Origin of the sequence: Gracilibacillus caseinilyticus (assembly GCF_022919115.1) — a bacterium.
GTDB classification, from domain to species: Bacteria; Bacillota; Bacilli; order Bacillales; family Amphibacillaceae; genus Gracilibacillus; species Gracilibacillus caseinilyticus.
Genome location: NZ_CP095072.1, coordinates 2,396,558 through 2,413,590, shown reverse-complemented (window position 1 = coordinate 2,413,590; position 17,033 = coordinate 2,396,558). Strand labels below are relative to the sequence as shown.

General features: G+C 39.6%; 13 protein-coding genes. 6 read left to right on the top strand and 7 right to left on the bottom strand.

All coding sequences use genetic code 11. From position 1 onward, the window contains the following. Positions 1-30: 30 nt before the first annotated feature. Positions 31-6,006, bottom strand: a complete 5,976-nt coding sequence (locus MUN88_RS11255; protein WP_244715045.1) for a lamin tail domain-containing protein — start codon at positions 6,004-6,006, stop codon at positions 31-33. 1,077 nt (positions 6,007-7,083) lie between these two features. Further along, a complete protein-coding gene (locus MUN88_RS11250) occupies positions 7,084-7,644 on the bottom strand; it encodes a hypothetical protein (protein ID WP_244715043.1) in 561 nt (186 codons plus the stop codon). 219 nt (positions 7,645-7,863) lie between these two features. On the opposite strand from MUN88_RS11250, the gene MUN88_RS11245 reads away from it, so the two are divergent. The 4 genes from MUN88_RS11245 (at position 7,864) to MUN88_RS11230 (ending at position 9,803) form a co-directional block, all read left to right on the top strand. Further along, positions 7,864-8,163, top strand: coding sequence for a HesB/YadR/YfhF family protein (locus MUN88_RS11245; protein WP_244715041.1), 300 nt, complete (start codon positions 7,864-7,866; stop codon positions 8,161-8,163). 125 nt (positions 8,164-8,288) lie between these two features. Then, positions 8,289-8,750, top strand: a complete 462-nt coding sequence (locus MUN88_RS11240; RefSeq protein ID WP_244715039.1) for a flavin reductase family protein — start codon at positions 8,289-8,291, stop codon at positions 8,748-8,750. 20 nt (positions 8,751-8,770) lie between these two features. Next, on the top strand, positions 8,771-9,253 hold the full coding sequence (locus MUN88_RS11235) for a DUF1189 family protein (protein WP_244715037.1): 483 nt from the start codon (positions 8,771-8,773) through the stop codon (positions 9,251-9,253). A 10-nt stretch (positions 9,254-9,263) separates the two neighbouring features. Continuing rightward, the gene (locus MUN88_RS11230; protein WP_244715035.1) at positions 9,264-9,803 is read left to right on the top strand and encodes an NUDIX hydrolase; all 540 of its coding nucleotides are present in this window, start codon (positions 9,264-9,266) and stop codon (positions 9,801-9,803) included. 338 nt (positions 9,804-10,141) lie between these two features. Here the strand turns inward: MUN88_RS11230 and MUN88_RS11225 are convergent, their stop codons facing one another. Beyond that, a complete protein-coding gene (locus MUN88_RS11225) occupies positions 10,142-11,071 on the bottom strand; it encodes an LCP family glycopolymer transferase (RefSeq protein WP_244715033.1) in 930 nt (309 codons plus the stop codon). Between the two features lie 322 nt (positions 11,072-11,393). On the opposite strand from MUN88_RS11225, the gene MUN88_RS11220 reads away from it, so the two are divergent. Continuing rightward, positions 11,394-11,735 (top strand): hypothetical protein, encoded by a 342-nt coding sequence (locus MUN88_RS11220; RefSeq protein WP_244715031.1) that lies wholly within the window; start codon positions 11,394-11,396, stop codon positions 11,733-11,735. A 122-nt stretch (positions 11,736-11,857) separates the two neighbouring features. Here MUN88_RS11220 and MUN88_RS11215 read toward each other — a convergent pair whose 3' ends face one another. From MUN88_RS11215 to MUN88_RS11200, 4 genes are all read right to left on the bottom strand, one after another. Then, complete coding sequence (locus MUN88_RS11215; protein WP_244715029.1) at positions 11,858-13,015, bottom strand: Gfo/Idh/MocA family protein; 1,158 nt, start codon at positions 13,013-13,015, stop codon at positions 11,858-11,860. Further along, entirely contained in the window at positions 13,006-13,974 is a 969-nt protein-coding gene (locus MUN88_RS11210; protein ID WP_244715027.1) for a sugar phosphate isomerase/epimerase family protein, read from the bottom strand. Before MUN88_RS11210 ends, MUN88_RS11215 begins: the two co-directional genes overlap by 10 nt. Before the next feature lie 61 nt (positions 13,975-14,035). Beyond that, positions 14,036-15,130, bottom strand: coding sequence for a Gfo/Idh/MocA family protein (locus MUN88_RS11205; protein ID WP_244715025.1), 1,095 nt, complete (start codon positions 15,128-15,130; stop codon positions 14,036-14,038). Positions 15,131-15,147: 17 nt separating this feature from the next. Beyond that, on the bottom strand, positions 15,148-15,798 hold the full coding sequence (locus MUN88_RS11200; protein ID WP_244715023.1) for a ThuA domain-containing protein: 651 nt from the start codon (positions 15,796-15,798) through the stop codon (positions 15,148-15,150). A 139-nt stretch (positions 15,799-15,937) separates the two neighbouring features. Here MUN88_RS11200 and trhA point away from each other — a divergent pair, with 139 nt between their 5' ends. Beyond that, entirely contained in the window at positions 15,938-16,585 is a 648-nt protein-coding gene (gene trhA / locus MUN88_RS11195; protein ID WP_244715021.1) for a PAQR family membrane homeostasis protein TrhA, read from the top strand. The last annotated feature ends 448 nt before the right edge of the window (positions 16,586-17,033 follow it).

Here is a 17,033-nt window from a genome sequence, read left to right as displayed (position 1 = left end):
AAATGGTTTTCTCCACCTGAGCTCGTATCATCATGCTTTAACTTTTTCATCTCTTATTAGCAATAATACCATACCTATGCTAAGTATAATCATACTGAACAATAAATATTTAAAGATATTAGTTGCAGTTTCCGGCAAATTATTACCGGCACTATCATGATAATCCGAATCATTATTTACACTTGTTTTATCCTTGTCAGCTGTTTGTTTTTCAGTTGGTTGATTATCATTATCGTCATCTGGCACAGGTGTTGGTTTTGTATCTGAACCTGATTCTTGGTCTGCCTCAGATTTTGAACCTGGATCAGTTTCATGATCTTTATCCTGATCTGGCTCCGGATCAACCTCACCGTCGGTATCCTCTCCTTTTACAAAACTAAATATCGAAGAACGAGTGGTACCTGTGTAGTCATCCATCAGGTTGACATACCAGAAATATCGTTCCCCTTCTGTTAGTCCAGTCCAAGTCACCTCCGCTGTTTGACCACTTTCGACATTCTCAACCGTATCAATTTCGTTGTCGGTATACACATTCACAGCAAAATAATCGGTCGCCACTTGTTTCTCTTTTGCTTCCAAGTCCATATTGATCACAAATTCATCTTTATTTGGATATTCGTCGGTATCGTAATAATTATAGTCATCAAGATAAGGGGAATACGTATTAACTAACACCCTATTATTATCTGTATCAAAATGCAATAATCGCATGTATCCTTGTCCGCCTTCAGGACCTGCCTGATAATCAGCTAGTATCTGATAAACTTGACGATCTGTCTCACCATCTCCGTCATCATCAATATCATCGACTAACGTTTGTGCTTCGTGGTAATGTCCCGATAGAACCGCTACTACATTCTCATTTGGCAATACTACTTCCTGATATAATTTTTCCCCTAATGGGTGTCTTGATCCCGTTGCTTGCAAGTATTCATGGAACGTTAAGATCGCTGTCCGGCCGGGGTGCTCACTTAATACTTGATTGATCCAGGCAATTCCATCGTCATCGATTCCCCAGCCAAGATAGACCATAATATAATCATTTCCACCAGTTGAGATAAGGTCATAATGTCCACGGTTGTTTAAATAAGAACCACCATAATAGGATTCATCTGCAAAACGGTCTTCACCAAAGTATTTGTAATACTCTGTATAATCTTCCGTCTTTTGCAGCACATCATGATTGCCTGCCAGGACACCGTAAGGAATGTTGGCATCATCTAATTTTCTCATTGATCCATCAGCGTTCAGCCACTGTTCTTCTTTATCTGCTTCATCTACTAAATCACCACTATGAAACACATATTCAATTTTCATTTCCTCTTGTTTCTCGACAATCCAATCAGTTTGACGATCATAAATATGAGGATAGCTCTCTGAGTAATACTGCGTGTCAGACAACCAGGCAAACGTATAGTCATAATCTTCATTACTTGAAGGAATTTCATCTTGAATCATAACTTGAATTTGATGATTCTCACTGTAAGATGAAACCTTGACCGTCCCTTTCAAATCAAAATCTGTATCTCCAGCAATTTTATAGTCGATCAAATCCCACTGTGCTGCCTCGATATTCCAGGCATACATCGATACTTTTCTACCTTCTAATGAATGTCCCGTCCAAGCTAATTCAACGGTATCATTATCATCAATAGTCTCATCAAGCGTGACATCAAAGCGATGGTAAGGAAATTTTGTTGTATCATTCGTCACTAAATAATCGCCATCTTTTTCTGATACAGATGTGATATCTGCTGAACTTAAACGTTTAGCATCTGCTGTATCATTCGTATTCGGTGGTTCTGTCGGTGAAGCACCTAAATAAGACGTAACATTGTCTGTATCTGCTGGTGTATACTGATATCCTTGATAGAAACCGACATCTACTTTATCAGCAGTTGGATCTTCGACACGAACCTTCAGCTTAGGATCGCCATCTGTTATCGATGATTCATCGGTCGGATCGTTTGGATTTTCATCCTCCGTAAAAAAGGTAAGCTCACGTTCTGTTGTGTTTCCGGCCTTATCTGTTGCTGTGACAGATAACACATGCTTTCCTGGTGTTAATGTACCAGTAGCTGCTTCATGTGGTAACTCGATTTCATCTCCGTCGAGCATCGTCTTGATCGTTTCAACACCCGCTACTTCATCCGTTATCATGGCGTCAATCGTGAACTCACCTTTGTAGCTTTCATTATTTTCGATTGTCGTTTCGATCATTGGAGCAGTATTATCCACAAGCACTTTGGTCGTTAACGAGTCATTGGAATCCGCAACCTCTATCTGATGTTCACCATCTGCTACTTTTGTAGTATCCCATTCATGGGCAAAAGATTGAGCATTTTCTTTGGAAACAGTAAACGTAAAATCTTCTGCAATCCGCTCTGTTCCGTCATCCCCCATATCTAATACTTGCTCTGGATCCTGATGACTTGCGTCTGTCAACACGGTACCATCTGCCAGGACTAAGCGAACATTACGCAAATTGTAGTCGTCACGATTTTCACCTGGATCACCTTCCCAAGGGCTTGCTTTATTACCAGCTCTGATCGTAATCGTATTGTCACCAACTTCAAAATAAGAAGGGTCTATTGGAACAGTAATTGTTTCCCACTGCGCAATCCAATCATCAAAAATAGAAACGACTTGATCCCCGATAGTGACACCGTTCTGGAAATACGTATTTACGCCGCTTACTTCAAAAGCAAAATAGGCAGTATGTTCCACAGCCTGAAAATCCTTTTCTACTTGATTACCATCAATCTTCATTCGTACGTTCTCTGGTTGGTCAGCCGTCGAAGTACCTTTTAACACAAATGTATCTGATAAAATCTGTTTCTCTTTTACATTTAATCGGACTGGCCGTGTGTCCAAATCATTTTCGATCGTCACCGTTTTGACATCTGTTTTGACAAGATTCGTTCCGTCTGATGCTTCGAAATAATATTCGACCGTTTCATTACCGACCATTTCTGGGGCATAGATGCGGTGCGTAAATATAGCTTGTTCTTCTCCTTCTTCTAATAATGCTTTGTGAAATGTTTCGTCATGATTTGTTCGATAATAAACGGCAACGGTTTTAAGCTCCTCTTGATCGGACACCTCTGCTTTAATATCCAAATCATTCGTTTGTGTCACAGAATCCATATAGGTAATGTCCTTTATTTGCGGTTCTGTTTGATCTATTTCTACTGAAACAGGTTGAGACGGAATTTGATAGGCTTCTACCACACCTGGTGTTGCTTCTTTTTCGGTGGAACTTACTTTTTCCATTTGGTTTGAACCATCTGTTGGAAACTTATAAACAATTCCCTTATTCTGCGTTGTGTCATCTTTTGTTTCCTCATCGTTATAATAGGCAACGGCATGCTCCGTGCCAACATTCGAAGCAACAATTAACCCTCTCATGCTGCCATTGGCCATACCTGCCGATTCAATTCGTACGATATTCTTGTCTTCTTCTAATTGAGATCCATAATTCGCATTAAAATCTGCTACTGTTTTGTCATTGTTCTGGCCATTAATGATCCAAAAGACAAGTATTTCCCCTGCTGGAATGACAAGATCATCTGGAATAGACGGCCAGATTATATCACTTTCAGGGTCTGTCCCATATCGGTACTGCATTTTATAATGTTCAAACGGAATAGCTTGATTCGTATTATTGTAGACTTCTATATACTCATAGCCATCAGCAGAGCCGACATTAGTGGAATCCGGAACAACTTCTGTTACGAGCAAAGGAGGTAAGGATTCCGTATCTACCTCTGGCTGCTGTACGGCAATCGTAAATTCGTCTGTCGTTTCTTGGTTGGTGCCATCTGAAGCCGCAATATAATAGGTCACATCACCTTCCACCAGCTCCCCTGGAATGGTTGCTGTATATTGATTTGGTGCTGCTGCACTTGATTCCATTGCAAAACTTTTATAAGCCGTTGTTTTATTTTTGACATACAATGTCGCATTCGGAATCGCCTTGTCATCTGAGATATTTGCTTCTATCTTCACCGAAGAAAATGCCTCAGCTGATGAGACTGGTTCATGCGAAATTTCTGGTGCGTTCGTGTCCGCTCCTTCATCTGTCATTTCTACTACATTGGCAGGTACTTGTTCCTTCATTACTGTACCTGGCGTTGCTTTTGCTAATGATTCCCACTTCACCATCTCAGTACCTTGATACGGATATTTGTATTGGATGACACCGCCATTATTATCGTTATCCTCACCTAAATAATCGGCATAAATCACCTGTTCATTATCAACATCCCGTATAATCAAAGCACGTTCTCCACCGTTAGAAAAACCGGGGAAATTATCATCGGTCACTTCAATTAGCTGTTGTTCCGATAGTTTCGTAGCAAACTGCTGATTAAAATCGTCCAATGTATGATTTCCATTGTTATACCAAAAGACGAGTGTTTCCTGTGATTCAATTTCTACAGAAGGTACTTGGAAGGATACTTCTTCTCCTGAATCGGTATAATAATAAATTTGCGCATACTGATTTAATGATAACGTCGAATCAGTATTGTTATAGAGCTCGAAATATTCAAAATAATCAGTCCCTCCGCCAGCAGTATTTGGAGAGATCTCCGTAATTAACAGTGGAGGATAATGTTGAAAATCTTCTTCTGTTTCTTCTGTCGATTCCACCATAAGCTGAAAAGTTTGTCCATTCTCTTCCGGTACCCTCACTCTGTGATTAGAATCCGTGGCAGAAATATAGTATTCTAAGACACCTTCTGTCACCTTTTCAGCTTCAATAGTAGCTAAATAGCGATTACCTTCCGCAGCTTCTAAACTGATTGGTTGAAATTCCGTCTCATCCTTCATTCGATAATATAATGTTGCATTGCGCTTATCCTTATCATCAGATATACTCGCTTCGATAGTCAGTGCATGCCCCTGTTCCGCCTCAGATACAGGAGTATGCTCGATAACAGGAGCTTGATGTTCCGCAACGGTCACGCTTTGTTCCGGTACCTGAGCAGATTCTATCGTTCCAGGTGTCGGCGCTTGTGCCTTCTGATACTTCAGCATTTCAGTCGACTCCGGTGAATATTGATAATTTACGACTTTACCGGAAGCTATATCCTCTGCTAAATAGCTGACAGATACCATAACTTCCTCTCCGTCTTTTAATGCAACTCCTCGTTGGCCGCTATTGTAAAGATTAGTTCCTTCATACATCACGATATCATTGGTCGTTAAATCTGCTTGATAGTGTTCATTAAACTGTTCAATGGTCAAATTATTATTGTTATTCCAAAATACAAGCGTTTGACCGGGTGATATACTCACATTCGGAAAGGTAAACGGACTATCAGGTGTATCATCATTCGTATACTGTAGTGCAATCGTATAATAATCGAGCATCACGGCTTGATCACTATTATTGTACACCTCAAAATATTCAAATTGATCTGTTCCACTATTATTTGGCATTAATTCTGTGATTAATAGTTCAGGAAGTGTTTGAAAATCAATTGCATCGGCTGGCGCTTTGTTAGCCTTGTCGTCTTTAGTGGTCTGGTCTTCCCTTTCTTCCTTATTTTTCGATTTGCTATCCGTTTCATCTTGATTGGATTTTTCGGAATTTTCTTTTTGTGCAGCTTTTTCCTCTTTTTCTGTGGGTTCTGTGGTAGATTCTTCTTTTTCCTCGGTTATATCATTGTCATCGGAAGCTTTTGGATTAGTGTTTTCGTCACTAGTAGCGGAGTTTTCCTCTTTTGATGTTTCCTCTTCTTTGTTATCTGTTGCTGGTTCATTTTCATCTGTTGCTGATTCTTCTGTATCTGCTGTCAGAGTTTCGTTATTCTCTTGCTCCTCTTTTGCCTCTTTTTGCGACGTTGTTTCTGCTGGCTTTTTCAATACCTGCTCCGCTTTACTGTCCACCTTGACTTGATCAGTACTCGCCTTCGCGATCGGTATGTAACTGGAAACATTGGTGAATATTAAAAAGAATATAAGTATAATAGACACCTTTCTTGTAAGACCTCTACCCATTATTCACTATTCCCTCCTTTTATTTGTTCACTATTAACTATAGGAGATGAATATTAATCAATCTCAAAATTTTTGTAAACTTATGTTAAGTTTATCCAAGGAAAATAGCGAAATTTGTGGAAATTCCCATATTTAACTATATCGCCATATGATTCCACTTTGCATTTCGCTATATAAAAAAATACTTTATATAGTATCTCTTGCTATTTGTTCATATATACCTGCTTTCCTTGTAATGAGAAAGGGGACTTGGACCGAAATGCAGTATCTTGCCGGAGTGATTATTAGCTGTCCATTTGATAAGTATTTGCATAGTTATATCACGGTATCTTTTTACAACATAATAAAAACCGAGCATAAACCCGCCCGGTCCAAACGAACTTAAAAATATATAGGTACCTATAATATGGATTATGTCAAGTGGAACTGTCTGACTTTGTGGTAATATTGATAGATTTCATCTGCTTAGCAAAGCTCCGGAAATAGGCTCCGCGTCCTGTGAGGCACGGCTTCAGCTAGGCTACTACTTGAACAACTTCTTTGCTGCCTTGTGCCGAGGAAGCTCACTTCAAAGCGATACTTGCAGACACAGGCACAGACAAAGTGGATCTTCAGCTCGCGCTGACGCATGAGGAGTCTCCGCATATTTCTTACGCTTAAATGAAGTGCTACAACGTATAGAACAGCTAAAAGCAGTCGTGCTAGGCATTGTATATCATCAAATGAAGCAGATAGTGCTCCATATCCTACCTGTCGCATTAATTGTGGAGCTATACATGAGCGCAGACCAACCACGTAGACTCCCGCAGGACGCGAAGTGGTTGCACGGAGCATTATAATACTACTAACAACATGTCAAAATGAGCTCTAGGCTAGACATAATCCATATTATAAGATCCTGCACTTATATTTTCTCACTCTTAAGAGCAAATTTTGGTGATTCGACATTAACGAGGTAATGACATAATTTCTTTCCTTAAGAAAAAAGCCGAACATAACGCGAATGTTGTCCGAGGACATTTCGTGTTTATGTTCGGCTTTTCCTTTAATCAGGATACTTTTGTCTACATCTCTTTATTAGAATGAATCCAAGTCAAAATAACTGTCCTGACCTAAATGTTGCATATACTTCTCAGTTAAATATTCTAAGTCAGTAGAAGCTTCTAAGTAAAGCCAATGTTGGCCCTTATCGCCTGTATAGGATTTTCGTTCCACCATAAATTCTCTTGTTTCTTTATCAATGATGGTAAAGCATAATTGCTCGACATACGTTTTGTATTTCGGATCAGACAATGCCTCCACAATTAATGGGTTCTCATTGAATGGTACTGGATTTTCATACGTGTAAACAAAGACACTGTCCCCTTTAGGATCGAGCTTACAATCTTTGATTGGGCTGTAATTGTCTATACTTGCTTCAATAATTTTCACTTCTTGATCAGTAATGGTTTGTTCTTTCTTCTTCGTTAGAAAGACACGGCCATTTGGGTGTTCATATATTTCGTATCCTTCAGGAATACTGTCAACGGAAGTATTCGGATCGTCTTTTTTAAAGTAATAACTTAGATTACCTTCACTTGTTTTCTTCATGTGTAAAAAGTACTCATCACCACGAAAATTTGTATATTGGACTGTCATCTTTCACACCACCCTTAAATTCATCCCCGCTACACGGTCTTATGTTTTGCTTTCATTAGTATAACAAAAATCACTTCAATGTGAAACTGTCAATCACCCGACATAGTTTGCAATCTATTATTATTTCGACAATTTCCCAGGAAATATTTTATCTGTGTGTAAACCTACTACATAAAGGGAAGAGTGTAAAATGAGTCAGTGACAAAGGAGTGGATCAATATGGACATTAAAGTATCTGAAAAAGCATTACAGTGGTTTAAAGATGAAGTAGAAGTAAAAGAAGGCAACACCGTTAAGTTCCAAGCCAAATATGGTGGTTATAGTCCAATACACGAAGGATTCTCTCTTGCATTCGCGTTAAATGAACCAATCGAAGAACCTTTGGTGACGACAGAAATAGATAATATCACTTTTTTCATCGAAGATACAGATGCCTGGTATTTCAAAGGATATCAATTACACGTTGAATTTGATGATGATTTACAAGAAGTAAAATACGAGTACGAAGAGGAAAAGTGAGGAGGGATGCCTCCTCACTTTTTTTATTTTAGCAAACTTCCTAAGCCGCTAAACTGAGAATCTATGTTAAAATATGAAAGACATCACATATTCTCAGATAGCTAGTCAGACAAGGAGGTATTTCGATGGGAAAACAAGAATTCCGTAAAGCAATGAGTAAATTTGCTACAGGGATTACCGTTGTCACATCAGAATTTGATGATGATGTACATGGTATGACCGTTAATGCATTTATGTCGGTTTCCTTGGATCCGCAATTAATTACCATTTCTTTAGATCATAAAACTAACTTTTATAAAAACGCCGATAAAATCAAACGTATAGGTGTGAGTATACTTCGTGAGGAACAACAGGACGTCTCAATGATTTTTGCTAAGCAGCTTAATCAATCTTTCTATGATTTCACGACACTCGATGGTATCCCTGTTATCAACAATGCGCTCACATCATTGGCATGTAGCGTTGTAAACAATGTCGAAGCGGGTGATCATTTATTGCTTATTGCAGAAGTAGATGATATTAAGGTTGATGACGGAAAACCAATTCTCTATTATAACAGTGGTTATCAGCGAATCGCAGAGGACTAGAAAGGTAACGAGTGAAAACAATGGGAATCTTATCAATATTACGAAAAAGTGCAATCTTACCCAAAAAAGATGCGTTGTTCTGGCTGAATCGCATCAGCATGAGAGATACGCTCGTTTATCTTTTCTTATTATTTTTTATTGTCTTTTTACCAAACGTCATGATCATGATAGCAGGCTATGAACAGGGATATTCACAAGTTTCCTATAGCCAGTATCTGCTTCAAATCATCGTATTTTATCCATTCTTCATGATGTTTTTAGTAGTTACCAGTATTTCGATACTCGCACTAGGCTCGTTGTTATTACGATCGATACTACAACGGAAATTAGCGTATCAACAATTGTGGAAAATGACGGCTTTCGCATTATTATGGCCACTGCTTAGTTATCAAGTGTTGTACTTTATTTCACAAGAGCCGACGATCGCTTTTCTCTTATGTGCACTATTTTTGTATGTTATTGTCGTTCAGATGATTCTGAAATATCCAAAAAGAAAGAAATGAGGGAACTGTCTTGGCCAATAATGATTGGAAGATTAATCAAAGCACAACCACTCAGGTAGATCGGTTTAAAATTACTATTGATGAAGTAATGCTTGCTAATCAAGAAACACAGCAATTCTCTTATGTTCAATTTCGTGATGGTGTCTGTATTCTTGCGATAACTGAAGATGATCATGTCCTCATGCTGAAGCAATACCGTCATCCACTTCAATCAATAGAACTTGAATTTCCGGCTGGCATGATCGAGGAGGAAGAAGATTCATTATTGGCAGCAAAAAGGGAATTGTTAGAGGAAACAGGTTATCAAACTAATCATTGGATTGCATTGGATTACTTTTACCCATCAGCTGGCTCAACAACAGAAAAAATCCATTTGTTTTTAGCTACTGATTCAGTACGAGTAGCGGAACAGGAATTGGAAGAATTAGAAGAGATTGAACTGGAAAAAGTACCAATTGGTCAATTCTATAAGCTGGTCGAAAACGGGTATTTCCGCCACGGAGCAGGACTCGCCTGCTGGGCGCGATATTTGAGCATGGTGCGGAATTAGAAAGACAATGATGATAAATTCAGAAAAAAACCGGGTCTAAACTCGTCGATCCTAATTATAATAAAGATTATGTAAAGTGGAGCGGTATGACAATGTGGTCATTTTGACATGTTTTACCTACGTAGCAAAGCTCCGGAAATATACCCCGCAGGACGCGAAGTGGTTGGCCGGAGCGGTATCCTTGCACTTGAATCATTTCAAAATTACCACTTAGCTAGTTGACATAATCTATATTATAAGAACCTATTTTTCCGACCTTAACTTCTATTATTCGCCTTCATGAAATTACTCATATACTTCCTTTGATTAGAACGTAAAACAGCTAATACTCACCAGTATTAGCTGTTAATCATTGCTTGTACCTTCGACACTTCTTCTTCTGGTACGATATAATAATATATTCCATCAATCTTCGTTCCGGACCCTTGCATTTGATAACTGTTTACATTCTTTCTTGTATTTGTATAACCGCCCAGTAGTGACTTCACCGCATTGAAATCAATGCTTGTGGACATGTTATTACCCATGATGTTTATTAGTTCGTTAATCTTCGTAACATTTGCCACATTAGCGCCATCATTAATGATCGCCTCAATCACTTTTCGCTGTCGTTCTGTCCGGCCAAAATCGCCTGCTGGATCTTGCTTTCTCATTCTTACATAAGCTAATGTCTTCGCACCATCCATTTCGACAGGGCCTTTGGTAAATTGATAAGTACCATCTGACCATTCTATTTCATTATCAACTGTTATCGTACCCAGTTCATCTACTAACTCTTTTAATCCTTCCATATTTACCCGAACAAAATAGTCAATTTCTATATCAAGAAAATGCTGAACTGTCTGAATCGACATATCGGGGCCACCAAATGCATAGGCATGATTAATTTTATCTTGTTCGCCCCTGCCGACAATTAATGTTCTTGTATCCCGGGGAATACTGATTAATTGCATTTCCTCTGTTTCAGGCTTTAAATTTAATACCATTAATGCATCAGATCTACCAACATCATTTCCTCTTTCGTCAACACCTAACAATAAAATATTTAACGGCTCAGATGCGTTCATCTTTTGTTTCACTTTCTCCTGATCAATAGATTCCACCGGATCATGCATTTTCGTATTAAATGTCTCTTCCACATTATTAACAATTGATAACGCATATCCTCCCACAACCGCAATCAAAACAACGACAATAATAACTGGCGTCCATATCCACCATTTTTTGTTGATTTTTTTTCGATTCGATCTAGTCTCCACCCTCAACATCCTATCTCTATATTCTTACTTTCACTTCCACATTATAACATAGATATGAGTAAAATAGATTAATATTAATAGAATATTTTAGCAATTTTTAATATATTTAGAAGATACAACACACGAAAAATAAATGGGCTGTTTTTTAATCAGTTTCCACAAAAGGGAACAGCGATGATACCCTTAGTTTACTGGTATCATTTTTCCGTGCAAGCTTTCCATCCATTCAACAATTCAAAAATTGAAACTTCTCATTTATTTTTTTCGTAATAATTTGATAGAAGGAGATAAAAGGAAAACGCACATCATTTCTTGAGAGGAAGTGAATTCGTTGGAACAAAAACCGAGGGATAAATGTTTCATAGCCTGTAACGCGGAAGATTTTCTTTCCGCATTAACGAGCAAAGAAGATTATATTATCATTCAAAAAGACTTCAAAAAAGAATTCGAAGAAAATACGCAGCTACCACTGACGAAAAACGAACAAATGGGTTATCATTTTGGATCACGTGGCACAGGAGCACTATGGGAAGCACTTTTTCATTTACTTATTAATAGCTTTAGCAAGGGAAGTAAACAACAAAAGGAAATTGACAGCAAAATCCGCAAATACAGTTTAACAACATTCAATGATGAAGAAATTCTCTTGTACCTGCGTCAATTGGAATATTAAATTCGCTTAGGAGGTTGGCAGAATATACGCCTATGTCCCACACGTTTTTTTGATTACAGTTTCTTAACTTTTATACAGAAAAAAAGTATTCCCCATCAGCACCGAGGAATACTTTTTTATCGTTATAAGCTTACCCAACGCTTCTCCTGTGCAGATTGTTCTACTGCAGCTAAGATTCGTTGGTTTTTGACACCGTCTTCAAAGTTTGGCGCAGTTTGACGGTTTTCATGAATACCTCTTAAAAATTCATCCATTAAATGAATAAAGGTATGTTCATAGCCAATAATATGACCTGCTGGCCAGTAGGCGCCGGCATATGGATGGACTTCTTCGGTACAGTTAATCAGCCGGAAACCTTGCACACCAGTTTCATCATCCGCTAAGTAAACTTCCAGATTATTCATATTCTCCATATCCCAGCGAATCGAACCTTTTTCGCCGTTAATTTCGAATTTGTTCTTGTTGCGATTACCACCAGCAAAGCGAGTCGCCTCGAAGGTACCGAACGTTCCATTTTCAAATCTGGCAAGGATCGCTACCGCGTCATCCACAGTAACTTCCCCCATTTCAGAGGTATCCCCTTTCGCACTTAAGCCGCCTGTCATTTCACCAATGGGGCGTTCTTTCACAAATGTTTCCATCATGGCGGTTACTTCCTTCAGCTCACCTACAAGAAAACGAGCTAAGTCAATACTGTGCGCTCCGATATCGCCTAATGCACCGGAACCTGATACTTCTTTCTTCAGACGCCAAACCAGTGGAAAGTTGGGATCGATAATGAAATCCTGTAGATAATTGGCCCGGAAATGAAAGATTCGACCGATCCGACCTTGCTCAATCAGTTGCTTAGCCATTTGAACTGCTGGAACGAAACGATAATTATGACAAATCATATGTTTCACGTTGTTCTTTTGCACCGCTTCCAGCATTCGTTCTGATTCCTCAACGGTTAACGCTAACGGTTTTTCCGTAATAATATGCTTCCCTGCTTCAGCAGCAGCAATAGCGATTTCTGCGTGCGCATGATTCGGTGTTACGATATCGATCACGTCCACATCATCGCGCGCTAATACACGATGCCAGTCAGTCTCATAGCTTAACCAGCCCATTTTTTGCTGAGCTTCTTTCACTGCTTCTTCATTACGACCTGCAATCACTGTTAATTCTGGTTCTAACGGATTATCAAAATAAAAAGGCAAATCACGATACGCGTGGCTATGTGCTTTCCCCATAAATTGATAACCAATCATCCCTATCCTGATCTTCGGTTTTACGCCCACCACATTTCACCTACCTTTTCTTTGATTAAGCAATCCTGTAATAAATCAACTGCTTTCTGAAAGCCTTCATCAACTGACATTAGGCTGTCTTCATGTTCGATACTGACTGCACCTTGATAACCGATAAGCTGCAGTGCACTAATGATTCGCTTCCATTCCTGTTCGCCATGTCCGTAGCCGATTGTCCGGAAAATCCAGGAACGATTTAGTTCATCACTATATGGCTTCGTATCCAATACACCGTTAGCTGCTGTATTTTCTGGATCAATGGCAGTGTCTTTTGCATGAAAATGAAACAGGGCATTATGCTTACCTAATTCTTTAATACTGATTACCGGGTCCATTTGTTGCCAATATAAATGGCTTGGATCGAAATTCACGCCAATTTGCTCGCCACAAGATGCACGCAACTTCAAAGCTGTTTCATTATTATAGACAACAAAACCAGGGTGTGGCTCAATCGCCACTCTCACACCATGTGCCTGCAAGAAGGCTTGTTGCTCTTTCCAGTATGGAATCACCTTTTCTTCCCATTGCCATGTTAATACTTCAGGATGATCGTCTGGCCAGGCTGCTGTTACCCATACCGGATTTCGGGAATATTCTGATTCACCAGGACATCCAGAAAAGGTTACTACTGTATCGACGCCAATTTTTTCTGCTAATAAAACCGTTTGTTCAAATTGATGATGATGCTGTAATGCTATATCTTGATTTGGGTGCAGGGGATTACCGTGACAGCTTAGGGCACTAATCGATATCCCCCGCTGTTCAAATGCTTGTTGGAATCCTTGTAATTTTTGTTCATCCTGCAGAAGAATCTCAGGGTTACAGTGCGCATTACCTGGATAGCCTCCTGCACCTATTTCTACTGTACCCAATCCTGCTGCCTGGACCTTATCCAATGCTTCTTCCAATGATTTGTCTCCAAATAAAACCGCAAATACGCCTAATTTCACAATACATCACCTCATTGATTTATTTTGATTATTTATGTTGTGAATCAAGTTGTTACCGGTGTTAACGAAGAAAATGTTTCTCATCAAATCCTATTGGTAGTGCATCTGGCTGTTCACAGCTGCTTGACAGCACATGATGTTTGCCTTCTGAAGAAGAGCCGAGTATACCATGCATAATTTCTAACACATGATAGGACAGTTCACCATTTGCTCTGGCTGATTTGCCAGCTTGAATGGCATCGACCATTTCGGCTACTCCTAAGCCTCTGCTATTATCGGAAAAGCCGTGTGATAACGGGATCTCCTGCCACTCCTTATGATCATGTCTTCTTAGATAAACCGGACCACCAAACGTATTCGGATCTGGTACCGATAATGTACCTTCTGTACCATATATTTCAATATGCGGTAACTGGTGGGCATGGGTATCAAAGCTCATGATCATGGAAGCTACGGGGCCTTTTTCAAAATCTAATACACTATTAATCTGCGTTGGTGTCTCTACTTTTATTGCTTCGCCAAATTTAGGCTGACTCGTAATCGTTCTTTCTGTATAGCCCATCTGCGCTGAACCGGTGACACGGGCAACAGGACCTAATAAGTTGACAAGAGCATGTAAGTAGTATGGTCCCATGTCAAACATCGGTCCCCCACCTTCTTGATAATAAAATGCAGGATCCGGATGCCATCTTTCATGTCCTGCTATCATCATAAACGCTGTTGCAGAAAGCGGACGGCCAATCCATCCGTCATCAATCAATTTTCTTGATGTCTGAATACCTGCTCCAAGAAAAGTATCCGGCGCATTGCCAATCATCAGTCCCTTTTCCTTCGCTGTTTCGATCATGCGTTGACCGTCTTCTAATGAGACTGCTAGCGGCTTTTCGCCATATACATGCTTGCCCTTCTCTAAAGCCCGGATTGCAATTTCAGCATGGACAGCTGGTATGGTTAAATTTATAACGAAATCAATTTCAGGATCATCTAACAGCTGTTCAGTTGTATACGCTTTCGGAATATGATATTGTTCCGCACGTTCTTGTGCTCTTTCCAACACAAGATCTGCTACCGCTTCAATCGAATAATTAGCAAATCGTGTCGCATTTTCTAAATAAATCTTACTAATATTTCCACAACCAATAATACCTACTTTCATGATTTCCTCCGCCTCCTCTATCTACTGGCCCAAATAAAACCGTTTCTCATCAACTGCAATACTTCTGGCATGTTTACGATTTCTGCCACATGGCCTAATCCACAATAATAGACTTTTCCTTTTCCCCATTTTTTCGTCCAGACGACAGGCATATCTACTTCACCATTGGTTTGGTAAGGTCCTTCTGCCACCGGAAATCTCGTCGTTGCATGTACATGAACAGCTGGGTCAACATGCATGTAATACTGTTCAGAAACGACTTTAAAATTCTTCATTCCTTCGGTTAGCGGATGATCGGCATCGACAATATGTACATCATATTCCACCCCATCATTGCCGGGATGCGCTACCCACTGGCCACCAACCATAAATTGATAATCGACTTCCATTCGGAAGGAATCCCCCATCCCACCATGAAGTCCTGCTAGTCCTGTTCCTTGCTCCACCGCTTTTAATAATGGTTGAAGCTGCTCTTGTTCAATCGTTCCCTGTGTCCAATTCGGAACAATCAGATCATATTGGGTTAAATCATCTTCTGCCAATGTTTGTAACGTATCGGTGATTTTCACCTGATAATCTTCTTTTTCTAATAACCCTGCTAAAATATGAGCTACATCTTCTGGCTCATGCCCTTGCCAACCACCTTGAAAAATTAACGCCTGTTTCATCCTGTAACCTCCCTATTGTATGTTTACGCTTTCATTATAACTAAGTTCAACGGTAAAACAAAGTGATTCGTTTGCATTTATAAAATAAAAAAATGATAATAAGAATATACTTGAAATTATACGGAAGGAACGTGTCCAAATGGGCTCCACACATGAATTTTCACAAAAAGAAGAAATTGCCAACTCAGTTACCCACGGTATCGGAATGGCACTAAGTATCGCCGGCCTGGTGATCTTAATCGTCTTTTCTTCTTTACACGGCTCACCATGGCATATCGTCAGCTTCACCTTATTCGGTGTTACCATGGTATTGCTCTATACATCGTCAACACTGTTACACAGCTTACCAAAAGGAAAAGCAAAAGATGTGTTTGAAATATTAGATCATTCGTCCATCTATTTTTTTATTGCTGGTACGTATACACCTTTTTTATTTGTTATCGTTCGCGGCTGGGAAGGCTGGACATTATTTGGAATCATCTGGGGGCTAGCGATTGGCGGTACGATTTTTAAAGCCTTCTTCGTTAAAAAGTTTCTTTTCTTCTCCACGATTCTGTACGTCATCATGGGCTGGCTCATCGTATTCACATGGAACCCGCTCGTCGAAACGCTCGCCCCTAATGGTGTACGGTTACTTGTCCTGGGTGGTGTACTCTATACAGTTGGTGCCGTCTTTTATGTATGGCGCGGTTTTAAATACCATCACGCCCTCTGGCACTTATTCGTGCTAGCAGGGACGATTATGCATTTTTTCGCTGTACTATTGTATGTATTGCCGGTTGAATAAATGATTGGTTTATCACACATGAATTGATGAAAAGGATACAAAGCCTGGTTCAAGGTTTCGCATCCTTTTTTATTCGTATTAAATCGTAGATATGTTTCGATCGTTTGTTTCGTTATGAGAGAAGGAAACGAGATAAATCCTGAGGGCTCTCCTTCTACTTTTGGCTCCTTTTCGGGAAACGAGACAAATCTTTGGGACTCTCCTTCTACTTTTGGCTCCTTTTTCGGGAAACGAGACAAATACGGGGGATTATGCTTCTGCTTCTTGTACATCCAGCTCCTTCCTGTATCCCAAAAAACGCTCAGAATTTTTCATCTGAGCGTTATCATACCTTATCCAATTATGCTACTACCTGACATATTACACTTCAGTAACTTTAAATCTCAATAATCGTCTTCCGATTCTCTGGTGATGTTTTTCTCACATCGGAAATATATTTGGGTAAATA

What these genes read in the sequence shown, in the direction of transcription:
- MUN88_RS11200 (WP_244715023.1), bottom strand. Translation starts at nt 15,798, where the DNA reads ATGAAACAGGCGTTAATTTTTCAAGGTGGTTGGCAAGGGCATGAGCCA.
- MUN88_RS11255 (WP_244715045.1), bottom strand. Translation starts at nt 6,006, where the DNA reads ATGGGTAGAGGTCTTACAAGAAAGGTGTCTATTATACTTATATTCTTT.
- MUN88_RS11235 (WP_244715037.1), top strand. Translation starts at nt 8,771, where the DNA reads ATGGGAATCTTATCAATATTACGAAAAAGTGCAATCTTACCCAAAAAA.
- MUN88_RS11225 (WP_244715033.1), bottom strand. Translation starts at nt 11,071, where the DNA reads ATGTTGAGGGTGGAGACTAGATCGAATCGAAAAAAAATCAACAAAAAA.
- trhA (WP_244715021.1), top strand. Translation starts at nt 15,938, where the DNA reads ATGGGCTCCACACATGAATTTTCACAAAAAGAAGAAATTGCCAACTCA.
- MUN88_RS11250 (WP_244715043.1), bottom strand. Translation starts at nt 7,644, where the DNA reads ATGACAGTCCAATATACAAATTTTCGTGGTGATGAGTACTTTTTACAC.
- MUN88_RS11245 (WP_244715041.1), top strand. Translation starts at nt 7,864, where the DNA reads ATGGACATTAAAGTATCTGAAAAAGCATTACAGTGGTTTAAAGATGAA.
- MUN88_RS11240 (WP_244715039.1), top strand. Translation starts at nt 8,289, where the DNA reads ATGGGAAAACAAGAATTCCGTAAAGCAATGAGTAAATTTGCTACAGGG.
- MUN88_RS11205 (WP_244715025.1), bottom strand. Translation starts at nt 15,130, where the DNA reads ATGAAAGTAGGTATTATTGGTTGTGGAAATATTAGTAAGATTTATTTA.